Origin of the sequence: Idiomarina sp. ST10R2A5, from assembly GCF_051842325.1 — a bacterium.
GTDB classification, from domain to species: domain Bacteria; phylum Pseudomonadota; class Gammaproteobacteria; order Enterobacterales; family Alteromonadaceae; genus Idiomarina; species Idiomarina abyssalis.
This window is the reverse complement of the sequence record NZ_JBNIEX010000001.1, coordinates 298,479-323,732: the sequence shown is the minus strand read 5'-3', so window position 1 is coordinate 323,732 and position 25,254 is coordinate 298,479. Positions and strand designations below refer to the sequence as shown.

The window sequence follows — 25,254 nt, the reverse complement described above, 5'->3', positions numbered from 1 at the left end:
GGGGTTACCGCTTTTTCTTTTTTAAGAAGAGAAGTTGCACACGGTTGATTAAAAACCAGACGACTCCACCAACCATCGCCCCAACAGCGATACCATACTGCCAGGTGTTAGGCATAGGCTGTTGCATGAACAAATAAGTAAAAGCAGCGATAGCAATAAGTAAGGCGAGCATTGAACGAGACACCAGCTTGTCAGACTTTTCTTGTTTAAGTCTTAGCCACTCACGTTCCATATCTTCCTTTGACTGACCGGCCAGCACAAACTGACAATGCGGACATTCTTTTACTTTGCTTGAAATTCGTTTATTACACGAAGGACATTGTGTTAACGCCATATACAACCTATCTCTTATGCAGTCCTTGCAATATAAGGCTTTTGCTCTTAATTTCAAGCGTTACCCGGGAATAAAAGTAAAACGGCCAACTTTTCGTTGGCCGCTTAGCTTCAGTTTATTGCCATAAATCACTTCTTCTTATCGGCATCACCAAAGTCTTTCCAGTAAGACTTAACGGTCGATTTCATTTCGCGGTGAAGTAAAATCATGCCCAGTAAGTTGGGTAATGTCATTAAGACAATGGCAACGGCAGAGGCTGTCCAAACCAACGTTGTATCGGCAAAAGACGCCCAGAAGAAGCCTGCCACATACAGTATGCGATAAGGCATCACCCCTTTCTGCCCAACCAGGTAGACAACCGCCCTGTCACCATAATAAGACCAGGCAATGGCAGTTGAAAATGCAAACATTAACAAGGTAATTGGGATAATATACTGACCGTAATCACCAAAGTAACCGTTTGCAAAAGCCAGTGAGGTAAGAGCCGCTGAGTGCACTAATGACTTACCAACAACCTGAATATCCTCTTTGATCAGATTACCATTTTCAATTCTAACCTGACCGTTGTAAGCATCTTCTCCTGCGATAACAAAACGTACATCTTCAGCAACAGAACGCGCGTGTAAAATCGTGATTTCACCATTCGTCTGAGCCTGGCCATCTACAACTTGTAAAGTGCCCGAGTAACGTTTTATTTCAGTATCGCTAATACCATTTAAGTACTTGTACAGTTCTTGTCTGTCTTCGCTGTCAACGTCGTTGTATTCACCGACAACAAAATCCAGATCACTTCGGGCAAAATTGTTCTCAAACTTCTCAGTCCAAACACCCGAAGATAAAATAACCAAACCGGTTAAAGTACAAATTAAAATGGTATCCAGGAACGGCTCAAGAATCGAAACCAAACCTTCAGCTACAGGGTCTTTCGCTTTTGCCGATGCGTGTGCAATAGGAGCAGAACCCTGACCGGCTTCGTTCGAGAATAAACCACCGTTTACACCACGGTTAAAGGCATAAGCAAAGCTTGCACCAAGGAACCCGCCAGCCGCAGCTGAACCAGTGAAGGCATCACGAAAGATAGAAACAAACGACTCACCAATGTTATCGATATTGAAGAAAATAACGCTCAAAGAACCGATAACATAAAGAATCCCCATTATCGGTACGATTTTCGAGGTAACCGCCGCGATTCGTTTAATACCGCCAATAATAACCATCGCCAGCAAAATCGATAAAATGGCGCCAGTCCAGATCGGATCAATCTCAAAGGTCTGTTCCATCGACTGGGCGATATTATTAATTTGCGGCATATTCCCGGTGCCAAACGAACTGATGATTGTTGCAATGGCAAAAATTACAGCCAGCCATTTCATATTTAGACGACGATCCATGTAATACATTGGACCGCCTGCCATCGTTCCGTCTTCGGTTTTAACACGATATTTATGCGACAGAGTAACTTCGACAAATTTCGTGGTCATACCAAGGAATGCGGTCATCCACATCCAGAAAATAGCCGCCGGACCACCTAAAAAAATGGCTAGTGCGACGCCGCCGATATTACCGGTACCGACGGTACCGGATAAAGCGGTAGATAACGCTTCAAAGTGGCTGGTATCACCTTGCGAGTCTTTTTTATCAAACTTGCCCGCTAGTACTCTCCAGGCATGCCGAAAATAGCGCACTTGAGGAAAGCCAAGATATAAGGTGAAAAATAAACCGACACCGAGCAAAATAAATGGGAAATAGGCTGCAGAACCTAAGAACCCATCAATCCAAAGCAAAAAATTGTTGAGCACTTCCAAGGAAGACCCCCTTTGTTGTTATTATTTTGTGATACAACTCTAGTTTTAACGTAATTTAGGTGAGACTGCCAACATTGCCGTTAAAACATCTTCCCCTAAACGCTGACAACGGGCGACAGACCAACCGAAATCTTCGTCTGGTAAATTCGCATTATCTTTAAACGGCATTTCAAGCGTGTAAGACAAACACTTGAAGCGCTCGCCAACTGCCGAATTAGCAACCGTCATGTTAGCTTTACCCGGCTCATCTCGTTCGTAGCCATATTCCGTCTGGAATTCAGGTGTTGCTGCCAAGAACGCTGCTTTAAAGGTATCTTCCAGCTCTTTATGGCGATCATCGTAAGATGGAATGCCTTCACAACCTGCTACGAAGTTATAAGGTAAGTCTTCGTCACCGTGAACATCAAGGAACATGTCAACGCCCGTTTCCTGCATGCGTTTTAGCACGTAGAAAACTTCCGGACTTTTTTCCAGACTCGGCTCAGCCCATTCACGGTTCAGGTTAGTACCTACGGCGTTGGTTCTCAGATGGCCACGAACGCTGCCGTCCGGGTTCATATTCGGCACGACATAAAATACGTTTTCATCAAGCAATTTGCGAGCTACGCCGTCTTCGTCGTCCAATAAGCGAGTAATAAAGCCTTCCATAAACCATTCGGCCATTGACTCACCCGGATGCTGACGAGCGGTTACCCAAATGGTATTTTTACTCTCATCCGGCTCGCCAATTACTAGCAAGTTCAACTCACGCCCGTCAATGGTTTCACCCAGTAGCTCATGGTAGCAATCGATAGACTGTTGAGCAGATTGGATAAGATCCTGATGACGCTCATACGAATAAGGAATAAAGTAAGCGTAATAAACACTTTCTTGTTCCGGTGTATGACGAATAACCAGCTCTTTACCATTATATTCAGTCGGCACCCGGAACCAGGTTTCACGATCATAAGAAGCTAACGCCTGATAACCTTTCCAACCGTCAGGATAAGCTGACCCAGATGCGTTCTCTATTGTCATTACATGCTCTTCGCCGGCCTCAGCAAACAGCTTAAAATGGAACCATTGGTAAAAATCGGATTGGTGATCTTTTCTGATTGCCAGACGGATATCATCTGCATTATTTGCGCTGATAACCTGAATATTGCCACTGTCAAAGTTTGCAGTGATATGCATACGTCACCCTTTGCTTTGTTAAATAAAAAATACTAGAAAAAAAGCGCCTTTAAGGCGCTTTTTCAATTATTTAGGTAAATTAGGTACTTTTAGCCCAGCCATAGCTTCTGCTACACGTACAACCTGGCAACTGTAACCAAATTCGTTGTCATACCAAACATACAGTACAGCCCTGTCATCCTCTACGATGGTCGCCTGAGAGTCGACAACGCCGGCATGACGCGAGCCCACTAAGTCCGACGAAACAATTTCAGTTGAGGCGGTATAGTCTATCTGATTAACCAACTCTGAATGCAACGCTACCTGACGCAGATAATCATTTAACTCATCACGGTTAGTCGATTTTTCAAAGTTCAAATTCATGATAGCCATTGAAACGTTCGGTGTCGGCACACGAATAGCGTTTCCTGTCAGCTTTCCTTCCATTTCAGGAAGTGCTTTTGCAACGGCCTTAGCAGCACCTGTAGAAGTAATAACCATGTTTAATGGCGCAGAGCGACCGCGACGGTCGGCTTTATGATAGTTATCAATCAAGTTTTGATCGTTTGTATACGAATGCACAGTTTCAACGTGACCGTTACGAATACCATACTCATCATTCAAGGCTTTAAGAACAGGTGTAATCGCATTCGTTGTACAACTTGCAGCTGAAACGATGCTATCGCTGTCTTCAATCATATTGTCGTTAACACCGAATACGATATTCTTAATGTCACCTTTTGATGGTGCAGTCAGAAGAACTTTATTCACACCTTTTGACTTAAGGTGCAGACCTAACCCGGCTTCATCCTTCCAAATACCTGTGTTATCGATAACGATTGCGTTATCAATACCGTATTGGGTGTAGTCAACTTGATCTGGTCCATCAGAGTAAATAACTTTAATATTAGTACCGTTGGCTTTTATGCTCTGGTTTTCGTGATCAACGGTGATTGAACCGTTAAACAGACCATGGATAGAGTCGCGACGTAATAAACTTGCCCGTTTCTCTAAATCTCCGTCACGGCCACCACGAACAACAATTGCACGCAAACGCATTTTATTGTTTGCACCGTTACGCTCAATAAGTAAACGCGCCAGCAAACGACCGATACGGCCAAAACCATATAGAACGACATCGCGCGGCTCAATGTTATCTTCCGAGTCGATGATGTCCGCTAATTCACGCTGAACATACTCAGTAACCGACAAGTTATCGCCTTTGCCACCAAACAAATAACCATAGGCAAGTTTACCCAAATCAACTCGGGCTGGTGACAGCTTCAGTTCTGCCATAGCCTGCAGGAAAGGAAAGCTTTCACGTAAGCGAACTTTCTGCCCTTCGTGACGAAGAATAAGACGATGTGCCTTAATGATATTGATAGTTGATACATTCAATAATGAACGTCCGTAAACTAAAATTTCGACACCGAAGTTGCGGTACAACTTACCAAGCAACGGTTGCATTTGCTCGGCGAATTCCTGGCGTTCCTGCCAACTTGATAAGGTTGGATCTTGCTGGTTAGAGTTCATAGTGAGCCCTGTCCTCTATGCTAATGTCAGTGAGCTAATTAAAATGCTACGCTTTAAAAACCGCGATATTGTACTGAAAAGCTTGGCATGAAGCCAATTTTAAGAAACAATCGTATTTCACTAATTAAATGTTGAAGCCTATGTTAAAAAGAATCGCCATTACAAGTGCTGTCGTTGCCCTCGTCGGTTGTGTTGAAGGAAAACCAACTGTACGTGAAATTTGCCAGTCCAACCCCGCAATGTGCAGTGACTTAAATGACGATAACTGGTGTAACTCTGAGCGCAGGCAGCTTATATTCAGTCGTTACGAGCGACACCAGAAAGATACCAGTGAAAACCAATACTTTTTAATGCGTGACCTGCAAGAGTACGCCCAATGTATGGAATTAGCTTCAACTATTGAGCACAAAAAGCTCAAGCAAAAACAGTCAAACCGTATTGAAGCCTATATCAACTCGCAAAAAAACATTAAAAAGTTAGCCGATAAAACGGCCGGTTCCGACCACCCGCTTTGGTTATATTGGCATTGGTCAAACCGGGGAAACGACCAGGCTTTACAAAAACTGCTGTCCTTAGAAGGGACTCCGCAAATGGAGACGCCTGAACTGAAGCTCGCCCTGGCCACCTATTATGCAAAGCAGGACTCGCAAAAAACATTCGAGCTTCTCTACAATGCATTACGGTTATATAAACCCGGTGATCGTATTAACCCTGAAATACCGTCAACCTTAGTCTCCATGTACCTCAAAGAAGGTAATGGGTCTCAAGCCTATATATGGTCTCAGGTTGCCTGGCAGCTTGGTCAGGACAACCTGGAGAAAAACAGTATGAAGAACATTGTTAATGCCAGCGAAGAACAATACGAACAGTGGGACGAACAAGCCGAAGACATAGTTGAGAAAATCGAAGAAGGAAACTTTCGCGGTTATTACTCATCGTCTTCGTGACGCATAGCTAGCGAGTTAACACAATAACGCTGCCCGGTCTCGGTGGGCCCGTCATCAAACACATGGCCCAGATGACCACCACAGCGACTGCAGAGTATTTCCGTCCTTATCATCCCATGGCTTGCATCTTTTACGTAGTCAACTGAACCTTGTATTGCCTTATCGAAGCTTGGCCAACCGCAGTGTGCATCGAATTGGTGGTTCGCGTCGAAAAGTTTTTGCCCACAGCCCGCGCACCGGTATATGCCCTCTTTATCACAACTGAGGTACTTACCTGAAAAAGGCCTTTCCGTGCCTTTTTCCCTTAAGACATAATAGGCTTCATCACCTAGCAATTCACGCCACTCATGCTCGCTTTTATCTTCCCAGTTATGCTCACTCATAAAGGACTAACCTCTTTATCTTTCAATTAAATTTCGTACTACTGTCATACTGCGTATGCTAAACTTAAGCTAACATTCATGGCTAATTTTTGCTGAGGTTTTGCATGCTTCGTCGTACCAAAATTGTGACCACTCTTGGACCGGCCACAGACTCTGAGGAAACTCTCAGAGAACTTATCAGAGCTGGCGCCAATGTCGTTCGCCTTAACTTCTCTCACGGTAATGCAGACGATCACAAACACCGAGCTTCAATGGTCAGAAAAATAGCCCGCGAACTAGAAGCGCATGTTGCTATTTTAGGTGATCTACAAGGCCCTAAAATTCGCGTAGCGCGCTTTCAACAAAATAAAATTACGTTATCCGTTGGCGATAAGTTCATTTTAGATGCTGAGCTTGAAAAAGACAGTGGTGACCAGAACAGAGTCGGGCTGGACTATAAAGATTTACCTAATGACGTTAACCCCGGCGATATTCTGTTACTTGACGACGGCCGTATTCAATTAAAAGTTGAAGAAATTAACGGCAGTCAGGTAATGACTGAAGTAACCGTTGGAGGTCTCCTCTCCAACAATAAAGGGATTAACCGTCAGGGCGGTGGTTTATCAGCCGCAGCATTAACTGAAAAAGATTATGCCGATATAAAGTTGGCCGCAGAAATTGGTGTCGATTACCTCGCGGTTTCTTTCCCTCGCTCCGGAGACGACATAAATCAAGCACGTCACCTACTGCGAGAGGCCGGCGGCCAAGGCGTGTTGTGCGCAAAGATAGAGCGAGCAGAAGCTGTCGCCAGCGAGCATGCTTTAGACGATATTATCAGAGCTTCTGACGCTGTTATGGTTGCCCGTGGTGATTTAGGTGTTGAAATTGGCGATGCACAATTAGTTGGTAAGCAAAAACAGATCATTTCTCGTGCTCGTCAATTAAATCGTGTTGTTATCACAGCGACTCAAATGATGGAGTCGATGATCGAAAACCCTATGCCAACTCGTGCTGAGGTAATGGATGTTGCCAACGCTGTATTAGATGGCACAGATGCCGTTATGTTGTCAGCTGAAACCGCTGCAGGAAAACACCCGATAGCAACCGTTAAAGCAATGGCGGATATTTGTCTTGGTGCTGAAACACACCCTTCAGCTCAACTGCGCCATCAGGACCTGGAAGAAATGTTTTCCAGTATTACCGAGGCTACTGCAATGTCTGCAATGTACGCTGCCACACATCTCAATGGTGTGACCGCTATTATTGCTCTGACAGAATCGGGCTTTACTGCCAAGTTAATGTCTCGTATAACCTCGCACCTGCCAATATTCTCGTTATCGCGCCATTCTCACAGCCGCGATAAGTCAGCGCTTTATCGTGGTGTCTATCCTATAAACTTTGATTCCACCAGTGTAGAAAACCCAATCACTGAAGCTATCGATGTGGTTAAAAAGAGTGGTCACATTAAAGCGGGTGATTTAGTCATACTCACTCATGGTGACGTTATGGAAACCGTAGGCTCAAGTAACACCTGTAAAATTATTGAAGTGCGCTAGTTACTAAAATCTTTAATTAGCGAGTCGAGAAGGTCGATATATTCATCGGCCTTTTTAATCACATTTTTACGCTGTTCCTGAGTCAGACTTTGATACATATCCCAAAGAAATTTATTTCGCAGTTCGCTGCTTTCTTCTGATTTCTGTTGAAAAGACTCACTTCTGAGTTGTTTAGGATCAAGGATTAAAGACGACATCCTTTCTTCATCAACAGGCTGTTTCAGTAGCGCTTTTTCAAATTCGGTTATCCAGCTTGCACGGTAACTTAACCAAGGCTCTCGTAGCTGGGGTGAATCACTTACCCAACTACGCAATAACTTATCTTGCTCTGTTGTTAAGTCGCCGAGGATATCCTCTAAATCTTCCTCAACTTCGGAAATGCGATCAAGACGGCGTAGTATGTCACTCTGTTCTTTATCTTCTTTCAAACGCTGAGAGCGTTCTTCCTGAGCTTCCTCTAGTCGGCTTACCAGTTGCTGGCGCTGTTTTACAGAAAGTGTTGCGAGTAAGTCGGCTTCGGACTCAATTTTTATGAGTACGTTTTCCCAAAAAGCCCACAAAGTATCTTCAAAATCACCAATATCGTTTTGTGTTAACGACTTTTCCTCAACCTTATCGCGCAATGCTTTTAGTTCCTTGCGGTACAAAGGAAGCTGTGTCTGAGCATGCCATTGATGGAGTTCATCCACTTTTTTTGATAAAAGCTTTTGTTGCTCACCGTTCAAGTCAACGTAGTCCTTTACCTTCCATTCCACCAGAGTATCAGCAAACTGATAGCCTATATTAGCTGTACAACCAGCAATAAAAATAAGAACGGTAAGCACGCCTGTCAGTCGATACATGTTCAGCTCAGAATAAGTTGTTTAATACGGTCTTTATAACTACGGCTGACTTTCAGTTTTTGACCATTTTTTAATTGTAAATGATACTCACCATTTTGCTGGTTACACAACTTCTCCACCTGTTTTATATTGACGATAGCTGAGCGATGGACCCGTTGAAATAACTTAGGGTTTAAGTCCTGTTCCAGTTCTTTCATGGTACGACGCAGTATGTGGGTCTCGTCTCCGGCATGTATGCACATGTAATCACCGGCGGCATCAACCCACTTGATATCTTTAACCGCCACTCGAGTAATTTCGCCACTATCTTTTATTGCAATGTAATCCGGATATTCATCAGCAGTAATGTTCTCTCCCGCTGATAACTTTTCCAGCAAGGTGTCAGCGTCCTGCCCGGTCACCTCAGCTACAAGGCTGATTAATTTACTCTGCTGTTCGTCATTGACGTTTTGATGCTCGCTTATCACACGTTTAACGCATTCCGCTAAGCGAGCATCATCCACGGGCTTTAACAAGTAATCCAGTGCCCTGACTTCAAATGCCTTTATCGCATATTCATCATAAGCGGTTACAAAAACCACAATAGGCAAGTCCTGTCCTTGCTCCTTAACCGCTTTCAACACTTCAAATCCATTAAGACCAGGCATTTGAATATCAAGAAAAATCAAATCGGGCTTTTCTTTTACAATAATTTCCACAGCCTCTCGACTGGTTTTACACTCGGGCATCAGCTCCAGTTGCTCAAATTCTTTTAAACGAATAGCCAAACCTTTTCTGGCAAGTGACTCGTCGTCAACAACCAAGGTTTTCAATCGATTCATTATTGATTCTCCACCGTTTCGATCGGAATAGTAATGCGAACACAAAGACCACTTTCTTCACCTTTGAGCATCTCAAACCGATAATGCTTGCCGTATAAAGATTTTAATCGTTGTCGAGTGTTATTGAGTCCCACACCATCTTTACGGAAAAGCTTTTCAGGGTCTGTTTGTATTTCGGGACCGTTGTCACAAACTTCCAGTATCAAATTGCCATTATCAGCCCACGAGCGCACTTTTATTAGCCCGACCCCCTCAACGTTAGAAATAGCGTACTTTATTGAATTTTCAATCAAAGGCTGGCAAATCAAACTTGGAACCAACGCGTGTTTTGTCTCATCGGACAAATGAATATCAATTTCAAGTTGCTCGTCAAAACGAACTTTCTCGATATCCAGATACAGCAACAGCGCGTCAACTTCTTTCTCTAGCGTCACTTTTTTAATCGGCTCATTATCTAACGAAAAACGCAAAAAGCGGCTAAGTTTGTTTACCATTAAATTGGCTTTTTCGTTGTCTTTTAGCAGAATCAGTGTCGATATCGCATTTAAAGTGTTGAACAAAAAGTGCGGGTTCAACTGATATCTCAGCATTTTTAACTGTGCCTGATGCGCCATAGACGAGGCAAGCAACGCTTTTTGCTTTTCTTCTTGCAGCATCTGATAGTACTTAATGCCAAAATACAATCCACTCCAGCTAAGAACAATGTAGAACTTAGCCAAACTGTTTTTTAAATAGAAAAAAGGACTGTCCGGCCGAAACCCAAATTTGTAAATTTCCCAATAGGTTGCGTTATCAACAATGGCCCAGGCTACCGCTGTAATATATGAAACACCAATTGCGATAAGAACCATCAAAGGTGGCGGCAGCTCCCATATTCTGCGATACAAATACCGCAAAGGGATTGTTATCAAAAAACCAGCATAGGCACCAAGAATAATAATCAAGGTGTATATGTCTCGCATTTCATGCATTAGTGAGCCAATATAATTCACTAATGCGTAGCCTATCCAGCCACCCGCCTGCAATAACCAAAAAAAGCGGTTACGATTGTCCATCAGTAACTGCCACTGCGTTTTTATCGGTTTATTCATCGCGCTGAAGACTCTAGTCTCGATAGCTCATCAATATCAACTAAGCTTCCTGAGAAAAGTGAATTGACTTGCTCCTTCTGATTTCCCATAAACTGCACGCCTAACTCAACCTGCTCCTCAAGCACTTTTATTTGTCGGACTATTGCATTAAGGGTGAGATCACCATTTCTTTTTTGTTCTATATTCAGAACAATTTTACTACCATTTTCCCATAGTTCTTCCAGCTTACCGTCCGGTTTTTCATGCTTTAACCGACAGCCACTTTCTGAAACATCCAACACGTGGCCTTTAAAAGATACTTCGTCACCGCTCACCGACTTTCCGGCTACTTCGGCAGGCAAAAAAGCGTCAAACCGACGCCCTTTTCTAATGACTCTGTGCTCTATCTGGTTAGGCCACAAAATGAAAAGCATTTTTGTTGGATGTGAGATGACGTAACTTACCTCGCTACGAAAAGCACAGATCTCCCCATTCTCATTTTCGAGTACAAAACGAACAATAACTGGCGTTTTCTCTTGCAAAAAATCTCGAACATCCTTGTATTTGCGTACGTCCGGCATATTAATAATGACCCAGCGGTCATTAACTGCACCTATAAACTCTGAGAAAAAACGAGCCGGGACATTTGAGCTGGCTAATTGAACTTCTATTCTTTGACCGGTTACGAGCTCCGAAATTTTGCTTGTCATAGGGGTCTCTTTGAGATGAATCGATATGTTACTATGATCGCTAGTTGTCTGGCTGTGTCAAGCAAAGGAGAGTCCCTTGGTCGCTTACGATATAACCCCCATCGATTTACACGGGCATTTATTTAATGTCTCGCTCACTATTGAACGAGCGGTTGACGAACAAGAACTTTGGTTACCGAACTGGATCCCGGGCAGTTACTTAATACGAGACTTTAGTAAGCACATCATAGGGCTACATGCTGAAAGTAACGGACAAGAGTTAACGATTGAGCAAATAGCAAAGAATCGTTGGCGTCTCGACAAATCAAACCATCCCATTACCGTCCATTATCAAGTCTACGCCTGGGACTTGTCTGTTCGCTCCGCATATCTTGATCAGTTCCAGGGGTTCTTTAACAACACAAGTTTATGTCTGGCAGTTGAAGGACAGACCGATCTTCCCTGTGAACTGCATCTTCACGCGCCACCTGAAGCACCTCAGTGGAAAGTGGCAACCGGTATGCCAAGAAAAAATGGACAAGCACACTCATGGGGAACATTTCAGGCGGAAAACTACGACGCTTTAATTGATTATCCGTTTTTAATCGGTGACTTGACCATTGAGGAATTTATCGCTCACGGGATAAAACATTCCTTTGTTTTAAGTGGCCGGCACTTTGCGGATACCTCAAGAATAACCGCTGACCTTGCTCGTATTTGTGAAACCCAATTGCAAATGTTCGACGAAGCCCCCTTCCAGTCTTATACATTTTTGACCATGGTTGTCGGTAACGGCTTCGGTGGACTCGAGCATAGAAACTCAACTGCCCTACTATGCAGCCGTAAAGATCTTATCAGTGCTCATCAATATGAAATGAATGACAACTATCAAACTTTTCTGAGCCTTTGTTGCCACGAGTATTTTCACAGTTGGAACATTAAAACCCTAAAGCCACGAGCGTTTCTGCCGTATCAACTGGACAAAGAGTCCTATACCGAGCAGCTCTGGTTCTACGAAGGAATGACTTCGTATTTTGATGACTATCTGCTTCATGCCAGCGGTATCATTGATGAAAAGCGCTATTTAAAAGTGCTTGGTGATACGCTCTCAAGAGTTGAACGAGGCGCGGGTCAGTATCAACAAAGTGTTACCGAGTCGAGTTTTCTGGCGTGGACTAAGTTTTATCAACAGAACGAAAATGCGCCTAACAGCATTGTCAGTTATTACGCTAAAGGTGCATTAATTGCTTTAAGTCTGGATTTAATGTTACGCCTGCAATCTGAGCATAAGTTAACTCTGGGCAACGTCATGAAAGACCTGTGGCACGAATTCGGTAAAACCTCAATTGGCACAGCCGATGATACCGTTCTGAGTTGGCTAAATCATTATCCTGGCATTGATGTTTCCGACTTCTTAAAAGACGCGCTATACAACAAGGACTCCATACCACTTATCGAGTTGCTACAAAACTTCGGTCTAGACGTTCAACGGCAAGTACCAGTAGATGACAACAACAGTGGAGGCAAAGCAGCCGATCAGCCAGCGAGAGTAAACTTCGGCGCAAAATATAAAGCATCTGCACAAGGGCTGGAGATCATCAATGTTTACCACGACGAAAGCGCCTATCATGCAGGGTTGTCAGCCGGAGACCGAATTATTGCGGTTGATCACTTGCAGGTAAATGAGCAGTCCATAAAAACCATTCTTGAACGCTACGTTCCCGGGGATACAGTAACGGTTCATGCATTCCGAAGAGATGAATTGATGACCCTGGAGCTTACCTGGCTGGAGCCCGCGAAAAGCAGTTACCTGTTAAGCGTGAAACAACCAGATAAGTTGAAAGGTTGGCTAACGCCTTCCGGTTAGTCCTGATAAAGCTGGGGAAGTAACGCTGGATCGAGTCGTTCATTTCCCCAGTTAACCCGCCAGTCAAGATGAGGCCCGGTTGCACGACCGGTAGCACCAATAGCACCGATTAACTCGCCCTGCTTAACTTTATCGCCAACGTCCACGTTAAGTTCGCTCAAGTGCAAGTATGTGGTCGTGACTTTATAGCCATGCTCAATAATAATTGTGCCGCCCGAATAGAATAAGTCGGGTTCAGCTAACACCACCTCACCCGGCCAAGGGGCTTTTACCGGAGTACCCGTCGGCCCTGCGATATCTTCACCATAATGCGGGTTACGAGGTTCTCCGTTAAAAACTCTCTGACTTCCGTAAACACCACTAATACGCCCCTTTGCAGGTTTAACGACTGGGGTTAGAAAGTCCGTTCTCTGCGTTTCTTTTTGCCGCGCTACCCAAACTTTCTCTGCTTCTTTTCTTGCCCTTTTAACCTGTGCGGGATCTGGTGTTACCGTCTTTTGAGGCACTCCGTCGACACGGTCAATTTTATATTCACGAGGCGTTAACGTGAGCTCTTTGGTTATTCTGCTGTCACCTTTCTGAATTACTAAGGTGTTTTTAAGCGGAGCTTTTCGTGCGAAACCAAAAACAATATAACCCTGCTCGGTAACTTGCAGAGGTTCGTCATTCAAAGTGGCAGTAACTCCGGGCTCAGATTTAGCTAAAATAAGCGCTCCCTGAGTCAATGGCCCTTTTATCTCCAGTTCAATAGGTTCGTCCGCCAATGCAACGTTTATTGAGCAAAGCGACAAAATAAAAGCGGTAATTGTTCTACGCATAGGCAATGGCTCCCTTCCCAACCCCTTCAAACGCACGAACTTCGACTTTTTTATCGGGGTTTTGTGATTTTATTTCTGCAACTAAATAATCCGCGATACATTCAACGGTTGAGTCGGTATCAATAACAAAGTTTTCTGCATTAGGAACCACAAGCTCAAACAGGCCCTGATCAGCAATATAGCTATAAAAAGTATGGCTGGAATCAGAGCTCAAATCACTGGCCGCGTCAGATAATTTAAGATTGCTGCGAGTGCAGACATCTTCCGTTGTACCTAAATAAATATCCTGCCATTTATCCGACCACTCTTTTTCAAGTACCGGCTGTCGTATGTTATCCAACTTAATCTGGATTTTTGAGCGATGGCCATGGGCTATACGTTGGCAATTTCCATCGTGCTTTTTCAGACCATGAGTGTAGTGATAATAAAAACCATCAATATTCTCAGGTCGTAAAAACAAGCTAAGCCCTTCAACGTTAACCGGCAACTCTCTTTTTATGACGGCTTTAAGGTAGTCAGTAACCGTTTCAATGGAGACAACTTCCGCATCGATAAAAGCAAAGGCATCCGCAGGACAGAACAAATGGATAGAGCGCTGTTCCGGGCGCACAAAGTCAACCCAGTTAGCACTGTCATCGGAGTTATGCGTGACTTTTGTGTATGGATGTTCCGCCGGCACAACCAACTTATGATCAACCGAATTATCGATAATGGCTTTAACTTGCTTTTTCACACGACCAAAATCCAGCACCATAGATTGCTCATTTAGAGCGCCATCCAGCACAATATCAACAATCCAGCTCTCACCGACTATTCCCCTCTCTGGGCATAGGTAAGAGCAATCAATAACGGTCAAATCATTCACAAATAACTGCATAGTGAGCTTTTCTCATCTCTTCTTTAAGAACTGCAACCAGTATAACCTGAAACGCCTTATCCGATAAGCTCAATCAGGTTGGCCCATTCCCACAGTAATTTCAGTGAAAGTAAAATTAATGCAGCGCCCATGGTGCGATCTACCCAGTGGCTGTAGTGCCAGAGTGTTTTAAAAATACGGGGCTGAGTAAGCAGCCAGGTTAAAAACAAAAACCACAGCCCAGTTGCAACAATAAGGTACACGCCGTACCCAAATTGGATACTAAAAGGTGTTTCCGGCGCAATAATAGTAGTAAATAGGGTTAAGAAGAAAATTGTTGCCTTCACATTGAGACCATTGGTAATAAAACCAACAATAAAGGCTTTACGCTTACGTGGTTGAGTAGAGACAAGCTCGCTGTCCGACATATCCTTTCTTGGTTTGGCTTTAATTGCCTGAGTTCCGATAAAACCTAAGTACAGTGCACCTGCACAAAGCAGGGTTTGATATAACCAGTCTGTCTGGTGAATGATGAGCGCAACGCCAACAAGTGAATAAGTCACATGAATGACAATTCCTGCGGCTATTCCAAGACTCACCCAGTAACCTGCCTTACGCCCAAAACTTAAGCTATAACGTGATACGACCGCAAAATCAGGACCAGGGCTTGCAACCGCGAACAGATGAATCAAGGCAATGGTTAAAAACTCACTCCAGTAAGACAACACAAACTCCTTATTGCGTATTTATACTTTAACTGCCAGAATCAAAGTTACTTTTTATTAATTATAGATTACTATTAATCAATATGAAAAACACGAAACTCCCCTCATTAAATGCACTGAGAGTGTTTGATGTTGCTGCCAGAAGCGGATCGTTTAAGCAAGCCTCACAAGAGCTTGGAGTCACTCAGTCCGCCGTAACCCGACAAATACAAACTCTGGAAGAGCAGCTCGAAGTTCGCCTGTTTCAACGCGACAACAGAGTTCATTCACTCACCCCGGTGGGTCTTGAGCTAGCTCCTCAAATTGAACAAATATTCGAGCAGCTGGAACGGACGATAGAACGCACCCGAAACCTAAGTGACAATACAACAACACAGCTAACCGTCGCAATCAGTTCCGAGCGTTTACGTTTTTGGCTGGCCGGAAAGCTTGCAGACTTTCATTCTCTGTATCCTCACATACAATTGAGTTTTAGTCGTTGTAATGAGCATTTTGTTAATGAAAGTGCCGCGGAAATGGCATCAGCAATACAACACCAAAGCTGGGATCTCGCTATTGGTTATGGCAAGACGACGGATAAAAACATTCAGTCTGTTACATTACAAAAGAACCAGCTGGTACCAGTTTCGGCTATTCAGACAAATGAAAGCCCATTTCATTTACCCTGGTTAATCAACCCGGATAACCCAGATCATCAGGCTATGTTAAAAGCTTACAGCCAGGAGTTAGCCTCTACACGCATGATCCACTGTAACGATGTACAAATGTCTCTCGACTTATCTGCGGCAGAACAGGCAATTGCACTTATCGACAGCAGTCTTATCACGCCCGGTCTGTCTAACTTAAAAGTTTATAATGATTTCGCCCGCCCCTGTCAGTACCCATTAAGTGTTTACTACCGTAAACGACAACGACAGCCTGTTGCCCTTGTTGCTTTTATAAAATGGTTGCAGCTAATCATTTCATAAATTAACGGTGACGCCCTCATTTACATACATTCATGTTTGTATGTAAAATATTGCTCTTTTTTTATTATTGGAGAGTGATATGTGGCGTATAGCATCACTGGTTGTACTGATAATCTTAAATTCCCCATCTTTTGCTGATGAGGTTCACTTTACCGGAGCTTATTCTGCGGATCAGCTAAGGGGCGTCAGGGCTGGTTACAGGTTAACAAACTTACCGGTCGAATTGCCGGCCTGGATTGGCTCACCAAAACTTCATGTCGAAGCGGCTTTAAACCACTGGCAGGACTCAAACAATACAGAAGATAATATAACGGCTTTTACTATCAGCCCGATTCTTTCCTGGCACATAGCCGGAGCTCAGCGACCGTTATTTGTAGAGGCTGGTATAGGTGCCGGTTACTTCGACAAAACACAAATAAGTAATCGCCGCTTATCAACCCAATTTCAATTTGAGGACAGAATATCACTCTCCTGGCAATACAGCCGCAGCTCGAAAGCTCTTGTCGCCATAGGTTATACCCACTATTCAAACGCTGATATCAAACAGCCTAACGACGGACTCGATTTCTTTTGGTTAAGTTGGGCCCTACCATTTTAACCTTCGGATGAATTAGCGTTATCTGTCTGAAGTTGCTACATTTAGTCTTAAGTTCTATTCAACTGGAGGTCAAATGAGAAAACAACTTCTTAAACTATCAGCTATTGCGGCTGCGGGACTATTTGTTTCAGCTTGCGGCAGCCCTGAGTCAGGAATGACCCAGTGCACTATGGAGCCTAAAGAAAACTGGTTGGATCAGGAGCAATTTCAGAGCTCGTTAAAAGAGCAAGGTTATGAAATAAACGAGTTTAAAGTAACCGATGGAAACTGTTATGAAATTTACGGGTTTAACCAGAATAAGCAGAAAGTTGAAATTTACTTTAACCCAGTAGATGGCAATATTGTTAAGCAAGAAACTGAATAATAACGGTAAAGGCAGTGCCAATGATCATTTGGGATAAGTTTATAAGAACCTTTCATTGGTTATTGGTACTGTGCTTTTGTCTGAACTATTTTTTCCTCGAACATGGCAGCAGCATCCATCAGGCAGTAGGTTATACTGCCGCAGCTTTGGTTATGAGTCGTGTTGTCTGGGGCTTTATTGGGCCTCCTAATGCGCGCTTTAAAAGTTTTCTCCCTTCATTTTCTGGTATAAAAAAACATCTTAATGAACTGAAAGAGAGAGAGGTGAAGCAGACTCAGGGTCATAATCCACTCGGTGGCCTTATGGTGTTTTCTATACTAGCTTTGTTTTTAGTTCAGGCTGTTACTGGCTTTCTTCGTGAAGAAGTGGATGCACTATATGGAGACAGCTTTTTAACCTCATTGCACGGCATATCCGCCAACATCATTTTTACGCTCGTGATTATTCACATTATTGCCGTATTTATTACCGCTTACTTTGGTAAAATAGAGCTTATCCGACCTATGATTAACGGCAAACGCCGGGTAAAGCGCCATGACTGAGGAAAAAGAACCCAGAGAACGTATATACCAGGTTTCCACTAACCGTGAGCGAGCATCTCATAAACTGCGTTATGTCGAAGCCTCAGCCCCCATCGAGGAGGACTGCCGTTTGTGTGTCGGTTCGCTAACAGCAACTGCTCACAATGAGAATGAGTTCTCCATCGCCAAAACGGTTTATGATGACATTGCCAGAATGGCGTTTCTGGAAAAGCAGCTCTACTCAAACCAGGCATACCCTCCTCTATTTTTTTATCAGGCTTTGCAACAGTGGCGCGATACATTTTTATCACTGAAAGTTGATAACAAAGTGGCTGGCTACAGCCTTATGGTCCCTCTGGCTGACAACGCTTTAGCACTTATGTCCTTGCTTATTGGAAAAAGCTTTCAGGGACAGGGATTGGGTAAGGAATTACTGCAGCAGTCTATTTTGCTTGCCCAGTCACTTCATTATAAACGCCTTGAATTGAGCGTTTCCCCGGAAAATAAATCCGCCGTTTGTTTATATGAAAGGTTTGGCTTTCAGACGACTGATTCTATTAAAGATTACTTAGGGCCTGGTGAAGATCGCATTCTAATGAGCTTACCTTTAGCAAAGACATAACATGACCTCTCTGGATTTATTCGGCAACCTGGGTTCTGAACCACTGCGTTCAAATATTAGTGAACAGGCAACACTGTTTCATCAGTTTTTGGCTAAAAATGACGAGGCCTTGTTAACCGACGTTCGCGGTGTATTAAAGAGCGCTCCCTTACGTCACTTACAAACGCCCGCCGGGCATAAAATGTCAGTCAAAAGTAGTAATTGTGGCGAGTATGGCTGGCTGAGCGATAGCCAGGGCTATCGGTACCAAAGGATTGACCCAGTCACCAAAGCACCCTGGCCCCAAATGCCCTCTCTCATTAAAACCAAAGCAATAGAAGCGGCAGCACTTGCAGGATTTGAAAATTTTAAACCAGACTCCTGTCTTATTAATGTTTATTTACCCGGCGCAAAAATGGGCCTGCATCAGGATAAAGATGAGGCGGATTTTACAAAGCCTATCGTTTCTTTTTCCTTTGGTTTACCGGTTAACTTCTTATGGGGTGGATTTAAACGCTCGGAGAAATACCACAAGTTTCAGCTTCAACACGCGGATGCTTTAGTTTGGGGTGGGAGTGACAGACTCCGGTATCACGGGGTACAGCAACTTAAGGACGGAGTTCACCCCGTTACAGGGCGCTGCAGAGTTAACCTGACCATTCGTCAGGCAGAATAATTAAAAGCGCTTTAAGTTCTGCATATAGTGGTGAATGTCATAGCTCTTAGCCTTCTCCATAAGCTCATTTCTTTTTTCAAAACACAGGCTTTCCGTCGCAACACTAAACTCTTCAAGTAGCTGAAAGCTCTGTGACAGCAATGCTTGATCTCTTTCATTAAAAACACCCTGATGTCTGCTGGCCCAGTAATGAGCATGATGAAAGAGTTGCTCTGAAACTCGGGCAAATACAATAGGGTTCAGTACTCGATAATGCCGATACTGTTGAAAACGTTGGTAGTTAGTCTTGCCCTCCTCCGTTAAAAGCTCCATAGGCTCATCAATCAACATATACTTGTAAAGATAACTGTTATTAAATGCGGCAAGACGTTGCCAGTACTCACGCTCATCTTCATCTTCGCTAGCGTCAATGCGTGCGTTTAAATCCGATATATCGTAAAACCTGAAATTGGTTAAAAGATGACTGCGCATGAACCGGACAAAAGGTTCGGGCTGTTGCACTGCGAAATTTTCGAACACCTCAAATAATTCAAGTGTCACATAATTAAACCGAGGCTTAAGAGCTTCATACTCACGTACCAACTGACGGAATCTTCGAGTTTTTCTAAGTCCCTGAAGGTCTTCATCTGCTAATAAACTGTCCATACCTGAGTAACGGAAGTTAAGAGCTAACTCTATGCAATCGAGAGCATTCTCCTTCTCACCGGCTAACCAGTAAACACAGGCCGCATTATGCAGAATAGATGGGTTTAACCAACTGTAATGGGCCATACTTAAATAGAACTCAATTCCTGCATCCAAAAATGCTGTGTCCGCTTTTTGTTTATAAGCGTCGCAGCTAAGTGCCAGGTAATATTGAATAAGGTTGTAAAATTCTGGGGTTTCTCTATAGGCTTCCCATTTAGCTTCAAAGTCCGTATTAAACCATTCCTCTATCCTGGCTAACGATTTTATCGGAGACAATTGCTCTATGGTAGGAAGTGCCGGATGTTTACCCGGGCTATTATCATTAGAAGCATTTGCGACAGACACTTTACTTCTGGCTTTTTGAGCTTGTGTGACAGAACGAAATGCCTTATCACCGATAACAACGTAATGCTTATCGACCAATCCGTAAGGCTTAACTGTGGTAGTAGCAACATCGAGCTCAGTAAGGCAGGCACAACGACCTGTCGTATGGTTGTACGAATAGATGAAACAGCCATTAAAGAAATAACTGTACTGAGCATCATTTTCCAGCGGATTACTACTTCCCAGAAACGCCGGGCTATCCGGCGTCACATTGACTGCTGTATTGGTTATCGTGCTCACGGTCAGCTCCTGTCACAAGTTAGTCAAAGCCACTACAGGTGAATTATTAGACAGCTCTCAGACTATCTTTGTCATCCACCCTATAAAAGAGCCTTTACAGAACTTTAACCTTTGCTAGCAATTTCTGACTAGAAGCCAAAGAAAATAATGAGTAGACCTGAAGCCAGCGCAATTAATTATATGAACTTATGATAATCGGCACTTATGAATAAGTGACTCAACTATTTCTATAACAATAGAGTATACCCTCTTTATGGGTTGGTCAATTTTTATACAGAACACTAACTTGTAGAGAACCCAAGTGCTGGTTATATTGGTTGAGCTACAATTGGAACTCAGCGTTTATCAAAGGGAATGATATCGGAATGAAGCTATGGCGCGTACTGCTTACAATATTAGTTATTGCATTCGCTATAGGTCTATTAGGTTATTCCTATTTGAATCAACAACTCAAATCGCTTGGTATCAGCGACTGGAGCATAGAGTTTGAACGCTTATCAATTAATCACATTATTATTGAGCGGCTGGAGTTAACAATAGACTCATTACCAGAGTCCTCCGCAAGTCAGTCCTCAACCGTACTAAACCTAAGACAGATACTCTCCGCCAAAGTGCCGACCATAGTTCCGGAACGCTTTGATATCAAATCTCTGCGCGTAAAAGGAACATTATTACCAGAGCCAATTTCAGCGACTTTTAAGTTATTAAACCGAGAACCGCTCCAGCTAAAAGTTAACAGCCTGGAGCCTGTTGCAGCCTCTCTGCAACTGACCCGAGAAAATGGCAGTCTTGATCTCTCCGCTCAACACGGCAGTGCCACTTTGCGGGCAAATTACAACTATAGCTCAGGCCAGCTCACCGCCAACGCGAGCTACTTACTGGCAGCTCGGCGCGTTGCAGAGAGTCTAAGCACCGGGCAAATTCCAATGAGTGCACAATGGCGAGGTAACTTTTCACCTGATACTGAATTCATAAGCCTTGAAAGCATTACATCCGCCCTGTCCGGTGAATTATTGCTGTCGGTTAAAGATAGCGTTGAAATAGTCGCGGCTGATAGCACCACCGCAGCATCGGGCAAGCTTCAGCTTAATTTGAGTAAAGGCGTTATTAACTTCTATACACTTGAATTGAATGGTGAAACCAACAATCTAATGTCCTTAAACGTGCCTGAGTTGCCGGTACAATTAGAATCAGTAATCTGGCAGTTAAGTAGCAATGATCAGCTTGCATTGCCGCTGCTTAAAATTCAGCAGGCAGTAAATAAGACTCACTGGCCTGTTAGTGCCAAAGCCGTTGCTAAGGGCAAGAAAAACGAGACACTCAACCTCTCATCAGAGCTGTCCGTTGAGCAAAAACAGTGGCAGTTTAACTCAGTTAATTTCGATCATTTAAACCTTCAGCTCGACAACGTAGCCTTACCCGTTGCAGAGCAATCATTGATTATTAATAAGCTTACAGCAGCGTTTTCCGGTCAGATTTCAAATGAGGCTGCCACGCTCCAAAGCACTGAGTCGACGCACATTGAGTTCTCGCACTTAAATAACGATGCCACTGCAGTCGTCAATTTCTCACATGTTTTTTATCCATACTCAGAGCCTGACGACATTACCGCTGAGCTTGGTCTCAGTATTCATGCCGACGCGCTTAGTTTTGATCAGCTACCTCAAATAAAGGCGGCTTTTAACAGTGACTTTAAATATCGACAGCAAAAGCTTATCGGTAACGGAGAACTTAGACTTGGCGAGCACATTCGTGTACAACATCACAGCGAAATTACAACCAACCGCTTACAAAGTAAGGTTAAAATTCACGACTTTAACTGGAAGCAAACACCACAACTCGATGCGCTACTCAAGCACTTCGCGCCTCAGGTTGTTATCAGTAAAGCGACGATTAATGGTCACGCAGACGTAAACTTCGACTGGAATGATAATCGCTGGCAGCTCGATAATGGTCAGGTCGATATTCAGCAAAGCGACTGGGTTGCGGATACTTTATCGGCGGTTGATAGTAGCCTCAACTTTCAGTTTAATGCCAATAACGAACAGCTCCATGTTAATAACGCTCAACTTTACATCAGTAGTGTGCAACAGGGATTTACGCTAGGCCCTGTAACGGCTGAGTTTGGGGCTCAAATACCCTTTGATAACCCCAAACAGTCCACGCTTAACTTAACCAGCCACAGCATAAAAGGCCTTGGCGGAAGTATCAGTATTCCTAACCAAAGCTATTCTATGGCCAACAAGTTTGCACTGCCCGTTGTTTTCGAAGAAATTTCTCTGGGCGAGCTTATGCGCCAATACCCAAGTAATAAAGTGGCGATAGACGGTAATGTCTCCGGAACCATACCAGTGCACTGGGACTCTAACCAGTTTACAGTTGACCGAGGTTATTTAAATGCCCTGGCTCCCGGTGGTCACTTGCAGGTAGATTCATCGGCGTTAGTGTCGGTAGCCGGCAATAATCCGAGTTTACAGACCCTGGCCGGCGTTCTTAGTAACTTCTATTATCAGCAGCTGTCCACGGTGATCGACTATGATAAAAACGGTAAGTTGACCTTAGCGGTGAAATTAAAGGGCTCAAACCCTGAGGTAGAAAATGGACGCCCGGTAGAACTTAACGTAAATTTAGAAGAGGACTTACCTGCATTGATGAAAGGACTAACACTTAGTAACAGCTTGAACGAAGCCATTCGTAAGCGAGTACAACAGAAAATCAATTAATCAGGGGATGATATGAGACAATTGTTTTTACTAGTAAGCGTACCTTTTTTCGTTTTGGGGTGTACCCCAACGGTTCAGGTAGCTGCGCCTAAAGAGCCCATTACTATCAACCTAAATGTTAAGATTGAACACCAAATTTACGTCAAAGTTGATAAAGCGCTCGACGATGTAATTTCTGAATCCAGTGGCTTATTTTAACGACAAAGGAATGCAACTATGAAATATTTACTGACGCTGCTATTAGTTACTTTTATTGGTTTATCAAGCCCGCTGGCGCAAGCACAACAGTTAGATTTGCAACAGGCAAAGGCACAATTAAGTGAAGCGAAGGAACAAGGTCTGGTGGGCGAAAAAGCTGACGGTTACCTGGGAGTAGTAGAATCGACAGAAGTTACTGAGCAAATCGTTAAGAAAATTAACGAGGCTCGCCGTAAAGAATACACCCGAATTGCTAACGAGAACGACATTGCTGTTGCCGATGTTGAGTTAGTAGCCGGAAAGCGTGCCATTGAGCTGACTAAATCAGGCCTTTACATCAATGTCGATGGAGAGTGGCGGAAGAAGCCTTAAGCGGCTTCTAAACGCTACCTTCCAGATGTCTTAGAGCGACTCCCAGTCTTGTGCTGGGTATGAGGGCAGTTCTAACGGTTTTGACGGTGCTGCACGCCCTTGCTCTGCAAGGCCACAAAATGCGAGAGGAATGATTGTAAGACCAGCAATACTAGTTAAAGTTAGCTGGGGAAAACACTAAAATAGTTCAAAGGGAACTGAAGTTTAATCTAATCGGAATTGGTGCCCGGGGCCGGATTAGAATAAAAACCCAAACCAGCTGTTACAATTACACAAAAGTATAAACCACACTAAATATAGCACCACATGTAGCACCAGTCTTTAAGTACCGTTTATACACCAGTATAAGCCTTACTTAGCACTTCTCTTTGCATTTAAAATTAAATTTTCAACAAACTGACTTTTATAGCGCGATCCTCCGGCCATATCTTCCAGAAGCTCCTTAACTTCAGTTGACAGCGTGAGGTTAACTCTCGCTTTTCTGCCGCCAGTAGAAACTTCAACACTATTCTTATATGCAGTTTTGGCTAGTCGAATTATTTCATTTTTAAATTGCGGGTCTCTACCCCAAAGATGGAAGGCACCATAAACTCTTGACAAACCGTGCTTTTCCATAGAGTCGGCTATTTGACCAGGCATCTTTTGCGTTTTTCTTAAATAGGACCAAAGCCACTTAATTTGATTTAAGCTTCCATCTTCCGCGAACTTAAAGTAATCGCACACTGAGGCTTCATCGACCTTGGCTTTCAAGCCTATTAGATAGTCACTTTTCACTTCAAAAGACGGATTAAAAATACTCACGAAGTCCAAAATGTTGGACAACAACCCTTCTTTGGTTGCAGGGCTACTTTCTAAACCTAGAGACAAGTAGTCAAAGGCCAGGTTATTAGCCGATTCTGCGTCAGCGTCATAGAACTTCAAGGGGTAGTGCTCATAAAATTCAGACATCCAGCCACTTTGGGACTCGTCTTTTCGTTTTTGCCCATATGTTGTAGCCACATAAAGCCAACACAAGAACACTTGGTCGTGGGACAACTCTTTTATCCAGCGTATATCACCATCCCTTAAGCCGGAAGCTTGATATTCCGTATCTAATTCATTCCGCCATTGCTTAGTTTGCGCCGGCCCAAGATTCTTAAATTTCGTCTCCTCAACCTGGCTGATTTCATATCTTCTTTCAGAGCTTTTAACCATGGATATTGGTCGCCGAATCATCCCATCAATGATCAGTTTGTTATATAGCCAAGCTACTTTAGCTTCACTCTTAAGATCCCAAGAACCGATTGCATCAGTAACCTCGTTGTGAATTGCCATCACTTTTACCTCAATTAAAAACAATATAACGTAATTAAAACGACACATTAAAACAACGATAACACCCTTAAGGTGTTTAGAAAACACATTTAAAACGCATAATAAAAAACACTACTTTAAGAAGTGAAAGCTTTGTAAACAAAGGGCTTTGCTGCTATATACTCCGAATAAAGCACAGTTTGAACTTGGTGCATTAACTGTCACGTCGCCATGTTATCAATCGAACTTCTT

The 25,254-nt window shown here is 43.5% G+C and carries 26 protein-coding genes; 12 read left to right on the top strand and 14 right to left on the bottom strand.

Annotated features, from left to right (window positions below):
- Positions 1-4: 4 nt before the first annotated feature.
- The 4 genes from ACP7FG_RS01650 to ACP7FG_RS01635 all read right to left on the bottom strand — a co-directional run bounded on the left by ACP7FG_RS01650 (position 5) and on the right by ACP7FG_RS01635 (position 4,824).
- Positions 5-334, bottom strand: a complete 330-nt coding sequence (locus ACP7FG_RS01650) for a hypothetical protein (protein ID WP_054487785.1) — start codon at positions 332-334, stop codon at positions 5-7.
- Positions 335-462: 128 nt separating this feature from the next.
- On the bottom strand, positions 463-2,139 hold the full coding sequence (locus ACP7FG_RS01645) for an alanine/glycine:cation symporter family protein (RefSeq protein WP_439225322.1): 1,677 nt from the start codon (positions 2,137-2,139) through the stop codon (positions 463-465).
- Positions 2,140-2,184: 45 nt separating this feature from the next.
- Positions 2,185-3,312: a M14 family metallopeptidase gene (locus ACP7FG_RS01640; protein ID WP_439225321.1), complete on the bottom strand. Its 1,128-nt coding sequence runs from the start codon at positions 3,310-3,312 to the stop codon at positions 2,185-2,187.
- A gap of 66 nt (positions 3,313-3,378) precedes the next feature.
- Positions 3,379-4,824 (bottom strand): glyceraldehyde-3-phosphate dehydrogenase, encoded by a 1,446-nt coding sequence (locus ACP7FG_RS01635; RefSeq protein WP_054487791.1) that lies wholly within the window; start codon positions 4,822-4,824, stop codon positions 3,379-3,381.
- 140 nt (positions 4,825-4,964) lie between these two features.
- On the opposite strand from ACP7FG_RS01635, the gene ACP7FG_RS01630 reads away from it, so the two are divergent.
- Complete coding sequence (locus tag ACP7FG_RS01630) at positions 4,965-5,771, top strand: DUF2989 domain-containing protein (protein ID WP_244994771.1); 807 nt, start codon at positions 4,965-4,967, stop codon at positions 5,769-5,771.
- Here ACP7FG_RS01630 and msrB read toward each other — a convergent pair.
- On the bottom strand, positions 5,753-6,154 hold the full coding sequence (msrB, locus tag ACP7FG_RS01625) for a peptide-methionine (R)-S-oxide reductase MsrB (protein WP_439225320.1): 402 nt from the start codon (positions 6,152-6,154) through the stop codon (positions 5,753-5,755). The genes ACP7FG_RS01630 and msrB overlap by 19 nt on opposite strands.
- Before the next feature lie 104 nt (positions 6,155-6,258).
- Here msrB and pyk point away from each other — a divergent pair, with 104 nt between their 5' ends.
- Positions 6,259-7,689: a pyruvate kinase gene (gene pyk, locus ACP7FG_RS01620; RefSeq protein ID WP_224797437.1), complete on the top strand. Its 1,431-nt coding sequence runs from the start codon at positions 6,259-6,261 to the stop codon at positions 7,687-7,689.
- On the opposite strand, the gene ACP7FG_RS01615 is transcribed toward pyk, so the two are convergent.
- From ACP7FG_RS01615 to ACP7FG_RS01600, 4 genes are read right to left on the bottom strand one after another with little or no spacing between them, the layout of a single operon-like run.
- On the bottom strand, positions 7,686-8,531 hold the full coding sequence (locus ACP7FG_RS01615; RefSeq protein ID WP_439225319.1) for a DUF6279 family lipoprotein: 846 nt from the start codon (positions 8,529-8,531) through the stop codon (positions 7,686-7,688). The two genes, pyk and ACP7FG_RS01615, sit on opposite strands and share 4 nt — an antisense overlap.
- 2 nt (positions 8,532-8,533) lie before the next feature.
- Complete coding sequence (locus tag ACP7FG_RS01610; protein WP_224797435.1) at positions 8,534-9,352, bottom strand: LytR/AlgR family response regulator transcription factor; 819 nt, start codon at positions 9,350-9,352, stop codon at positions 8,534-8,536.
- Positions 9,352-10,443 (bottom strand): sensor histidine kinase, encoded by a 1,092-nt coding sequence (locus ACP7FG_RS01605; RefSeq protein ID WP_224797434.1) that lies wholly within the window; start codon positions 10,441-10,443, stop codon positions 9,352-9,354. The genes ACP7FG_RS01610 and ACP7FG_RS01605 overlap by 1 nt, the downstream gene beginning before the upstream one ends.
- A complete protein-coding gene (locus ACP7FG_RS01600; RefSeq protein ID WP_199494566.1) occupies positions 10,440-11,132 on the bottom strand; it encodes a flagellar brake domain-containing protein in 693 nt (230 codons plus the stop codon). The genes ACP7FG_RS01605 and ACP7FG_RS01600 overlap by 4 nt, the downstream gene beginning before the upstream one ends.
- Positions 11,133-11,208: 76 nt before the next feature.
- On the opposite strand from ACP7FG_RS01600, the gene ACP7FG_RS01595 reads away from it, so the two are divergent.
- Positions 11,209-12,978: a M61 family metallopeptidase gene (locus ACP7FG_RS01595; RefSeq protein ID WP_439225318.1), complete on the top strand. Its 1,770-nt coding sequence runs from the start codon at positions 11,209-11,211 to the stop codon at positions 12,976-12,978.
- On the opposite strand, the gene ACP7FG_RS01590 is transcribed toward ACP7FG_RS01595, so the two are convergent.
- The 3 genes from ACP7FG_RS01590 to ACP7FG_RS01580 are packed head-to-tail and all read right to left on the bottom strand — an operon-like array spanning position 12,975 to position 15,380.
- The gene (locus tag ACP7FG_RS01590; protein WP_271331368.1) at positions 12,975-13,796 is read right to left on the bottom strand and encodes a M23 family metallopeptidase; all 822 of its coding nucleotides are present in this window, start codon (positions 13,794-13,796) and stop codon (positions 12,975-12,977) included. The two genes, ACP7FG_RS01595 and ACP7FG_RS01590, sit on opposite strands and share 4 nt — an antisense overlap.
- Positions 13,789-14,673, bottom strand: a complete 885-nt coding sequence (locus tag ACP7FG_RS01585; RefSeq protein ID WP_224797431.1) for a 6-carboxytetrahydropterin synthase — start codon at positions 14,671-14,673, stop codon at positions 13,789-13,791. Before ACP7FG_RS01585 ends, ACP7FG_RS01590 begins: the two co-directional genes overlap by 8 nt.
- Positions 14,674-14,729: 56 nt before the next feature.
- Positions 14,730-15,380 (bottom strand): LysE family translocator, encoded by a 651-nt coding sequence (locus tag ACP7FG_RS01580; protein ID WP_224797430.1) that lies wholly within the window; start codon positions 15,378-15,380, stop codon positions 14,730-14,732.
- An 80-nt stretch (positions 15,381-15,460) separates the two neighbouring features.
- Between ACP7FG_RS01580 and ACP7FG_RS01575 the strand changes: the two genes are divergently transcribed.
- The 6 genes from ACP7FG_RS01575 (at position 15,461) to alkB (ending at position 19,105) form a co-directional block, all read left to right on the top strand.
- Positions 15,461-16,345, top strand: coding sequence for a LysR family transcriptional regulator (locus ACP7FG_RS01575; protein ID WP_224797429.1), 885 nt, complete (start codon positions 15,461-15,463; stop codon positions 16,343-16,345).
- A gap of 79 nt (positions 16,346-16,424) precedes the next feature.
- The gene (locus ACP7FG_RS01570; RefSeq protein WP_439225317.1) at positions 16,425-16,943 is read left to right on the top strand and encodes an acyloxyacyl hydrolase; all 519 of its coding nucleotides are present in this window, start codon (positions 16,425-16,427) and stop codon (positions 16,941-16,943) included.
- 73 nt (positions 16,944-17,016) lie between these two features.
- Entirely contained in the window at positions 17,017-17,307 is a 291-nt protein-coding gene (locus tag ACP7FG_RS01565) for a PepSY domain-containing protein (protein WP_224797427.1), read from the top strand.
- Between the two features lie 20 nt (positions 17,308-17,327).
- Entirely contained in the window at positions 17,328-17,849 is a 522-nt protein-coding gene (locus ACP7FG_RS01560) for a cytochrome b/b6 domain-containing protein (protein WP_224797426.1), read from the top strand.
- On the top strand, positions 17,842-18,450 hold the full coding sequence (locus tag ACP7FG_RS01555) for a GNAT family N-acetyltransferase (RefSeq protein ID WP_439225316.1): 609 nt from the start codon (positions 17,842-17,844) through the stop codon (positions 18,448-18,450). The genes ACP7FG_RS01560 and ACP7FG_RS01555 overlap by 8 nt, the downstream gene beginning before the upstream one ends.
- A 1-nt stretch (position 18,451) precedes the next feature.
- The gene (gene alkB / locus ACP7FG_RS01550; protein ID WP_439225315.1) at positions 18,452-19,105 is read left to right on the top strand and encodes a DNA oxidative demethylase AlkB; all 654 of its coding nucleotides are present in this window, start codon (positions 18,452-18,454) and stop codon (positions 19,103-19,105) included.
- On the opposite strand, the gene ACP7FG_RS01545 is transcribed toward alkB, so the two are convergent.
- Positions 19,106-20,416, bottom strand: coding sequence for a TPR end-of-group domain-containing protein (locus ACP7FG_RS01545; RefSeq protein WP_439225314.1), 1,311 nt, complete (start codon positions 20,414-20,416; stop codon positions 19,106-19,108).
- A 365-nt stretch (positions 20,417-20,781) separates the two neighbouring features.
- On the opposite strand from ACP7FG_RS01545, the gene ACP7FG_RS01540 reads away from it, so the two are divergent.
- The 3 genes from ACP7FG_RS01540 to ACP7FG_RS01530 are packed head-to-tail and all read left to right on the top strand — an operon-like array spanning position 20,782 to position 23,709.
- Complete coding sequence (locus tag ACP7FG_RS01540; RefSeq protein WP_439225313.1) at positions 20,782-23,139, top strand: YdbH domain-containing protein; 2,358 nt, start codon at positions 20,782-20,784, stop codon at positions 23,137-23,139.
- Positions 23,140-23,151: 12 nt separating this feature from the next.
- A complete protein-coding gene (locus ACP7FG_RS01535; protein WP_199494555.1) occupies positions 23,152-23,337 on the top strand; it encodes a YnbE family lipoprotein in 186 nt (61 codons plus the stop codon).
- Between the two features lie 18 nt (positions 23,338-23,355).
- On the top strand, positions 23,356-23,709 hold the full coding sequence (locus ACP7FG_RS01530) for a YdbL family protein (protein WP_054487835.1): 354 nt from the start codon (positions 23,356-23,358) through the stop codon (positions 23,707-23,709).
- Between the two features lie 351 nt (positions 23,710-24,060).
- Here ACP7FG_RS01530 and ACP7FG_RS01525 read toward each other — a convergent pair whose 3' ends face one another.
- Positions 24,061-25,023, bottom strand: coding sequence for a hypothetical protein (locus tag ACP7FG_RS01525; protein ID WP_439225312.1), 963 nt, complete (start codon positions 25,021-25,023; stop codon positions 24,061-24,063).
- Positions 25,024-25,254 lie beyond the last annotated feature (231 nt).

Excerpts from the sequence above, each read along its gene's own strand:
- ACP7FG_RS01650 (WP_054487785.1), bottom strand. The coding sequence starts at position 334 with ATGGCGTTAACACAATGTCCTTCGTGTAATAAACGAATTTCAAGCAAA.
- ACP7FG_RS01640 (WP_439225321.1), bottom strand. The coding sequence starts at position 3,312 with ATGCATATCACTGCAAACTTTGACAGTGGCAATATTCAGGTTATCAGC.
- ACP7FG_RS01635 (WP_054487791.1), bottom strand. The coding sequence starts at position 4,824 with ATGAACTCTAACCAGCAAGATCCAACCTTATCAAGTTGGCAGGAACGC.
- ACP7FG_RS01630 (WP_244994771.1), top strand. The coding sequence starts at position 4,965 with ATGTTAAAAAGAATCGCCATTACAAGTGCTGTCGTTGCCCTCGTCGGT.
- msrB (WP_439225320.1), bottom strand. The coding sequence starts at position 6,154 with ATGAGTGAGCATAACTGGGAAGATAAAAGCGAGCATGAGTGGCGTGAA.
- pyk (WP_224797437.1), top strand. The coding sequence starts at position 6,259 with ATGCTTCGTCGTACCAAAATTGTGACCACTCTTGGACCGGCCACAGAC.
- ACP7FG_RS01615 (WP_439225319.1), bottom strand. The coding sequence starts at position 8,531 with ATGTATCGACTGACAGGCGTGCTTACCGTTCTTATTTTTATTGCTGGT.
- ACP7FG_RS01610 (WP_224797435.1), bottom strand. The coding sequence starts at position 9,352 with ATGAATCGATTGAAAACCTTGGTTGTTGACGACGAGTCACTTGCCAGA.
- ACP7FG_RS01605 (WP_224797434.1), bottom strand. The coding sequence starts at position 10,443 with ATGAATAAACCGATAAAAACGCAGTGGCAGTTACTGATGGACAATCGT.
- ACP7FG_RS01600 (WP_199494566.1), bottom strand. The coding sequence starts at position 11,132 with ATGACAAGCAAAATTTCGGAGCTCGTAACCGGTCAAAGAATAGAAGTT.
- ACP7FG_RS01590 (WP_271331368.1), bottom strand. The coding sequence starts at position 13,796 with ATGCGTAGAACAATTACCGCTTTTATTTTGTCGCTTTGCTCAATAAAC.
- ACP7FG_RS01585 (WP_224797431.1), bottom strand. The coding sequence starts at position 14,673 with ATGCAGTTATTTGTGAATGATTTGACCGTTATTGATTGCTCTTACCTA.
- ACP7FG_RS01575 (WP_224797429.1), top strand. The coding sequence starts at position 15,461 with ATGAAAAACACGAAACTCCCCTCATTAAATGCACTGAGAGTGTTTGAT.
- ACP7FG_RS01570 (WP_439225317.1), top strand. The coding sequence starts at position 16,425 with ATGTGGCGTATAGCATCACTGGTTGTACTGATAATCTTAAATTCCCCA.
- ACP7FG_RS01565 (WP_224797427.1), top strand. The coding sequence starts at position 17,017 with ATGAGAAAACAACTTCTTAAACTATCAGCTATTGCGGCTGCGGGACTA.
- ACP7FG_RS01560 (WP_224797426.1), top strand. The coding sequence starts at position 17,328 with ATGATCATTTGGGATAAGTTTATAAGAACCTTTCATTGGTTATTGGTA.
- ACP7FG_RS01555 (WP_439225316.1), top strand. The coding sequence starts at position 17,842 with ATGACTGAGGAAAAAGAACCCAGAGAACGTATATACCAGGTTTCCACT.
- alkB (WP_439225315.1), top strand. The coding sequence starts at position 18,452 with ATGACCTCTCTGGATTTATTCGGCAACCTGGGTTCTGAACCACTGCGT.
- ACP7FG_RS01540 (WP_439225313.1), top strand. The coding sequence starts at position 20,782 with ATGAAGCTATGGCGCGTACTGCTTACAATATTAGTTATTGCATTCGCT.
- ACP7FG_RS01535 (WP_199494555.1), top strand. The coding sequence starts at position 23,152 with ATGAGACAATTGTTTTTACTAGTAAGCGTACCTTTTTTCGTTTTGGGG.
- ACP7FG_RS01530 (WP_054487835.1), top strand. The coding sequence starts at position 23,356 with ATGAAATATTTACTGACGCTGCTATTAGTTACTTTTATTGGTTTATCA.
- ACP7FG_RS01525 (WP_439225312.1), bottom strand. The coding sequence starts at position 25,023 with ATGGCAATTCACAACGAGGTTACTGATGCAATCGGTTCTTGGGATCTT.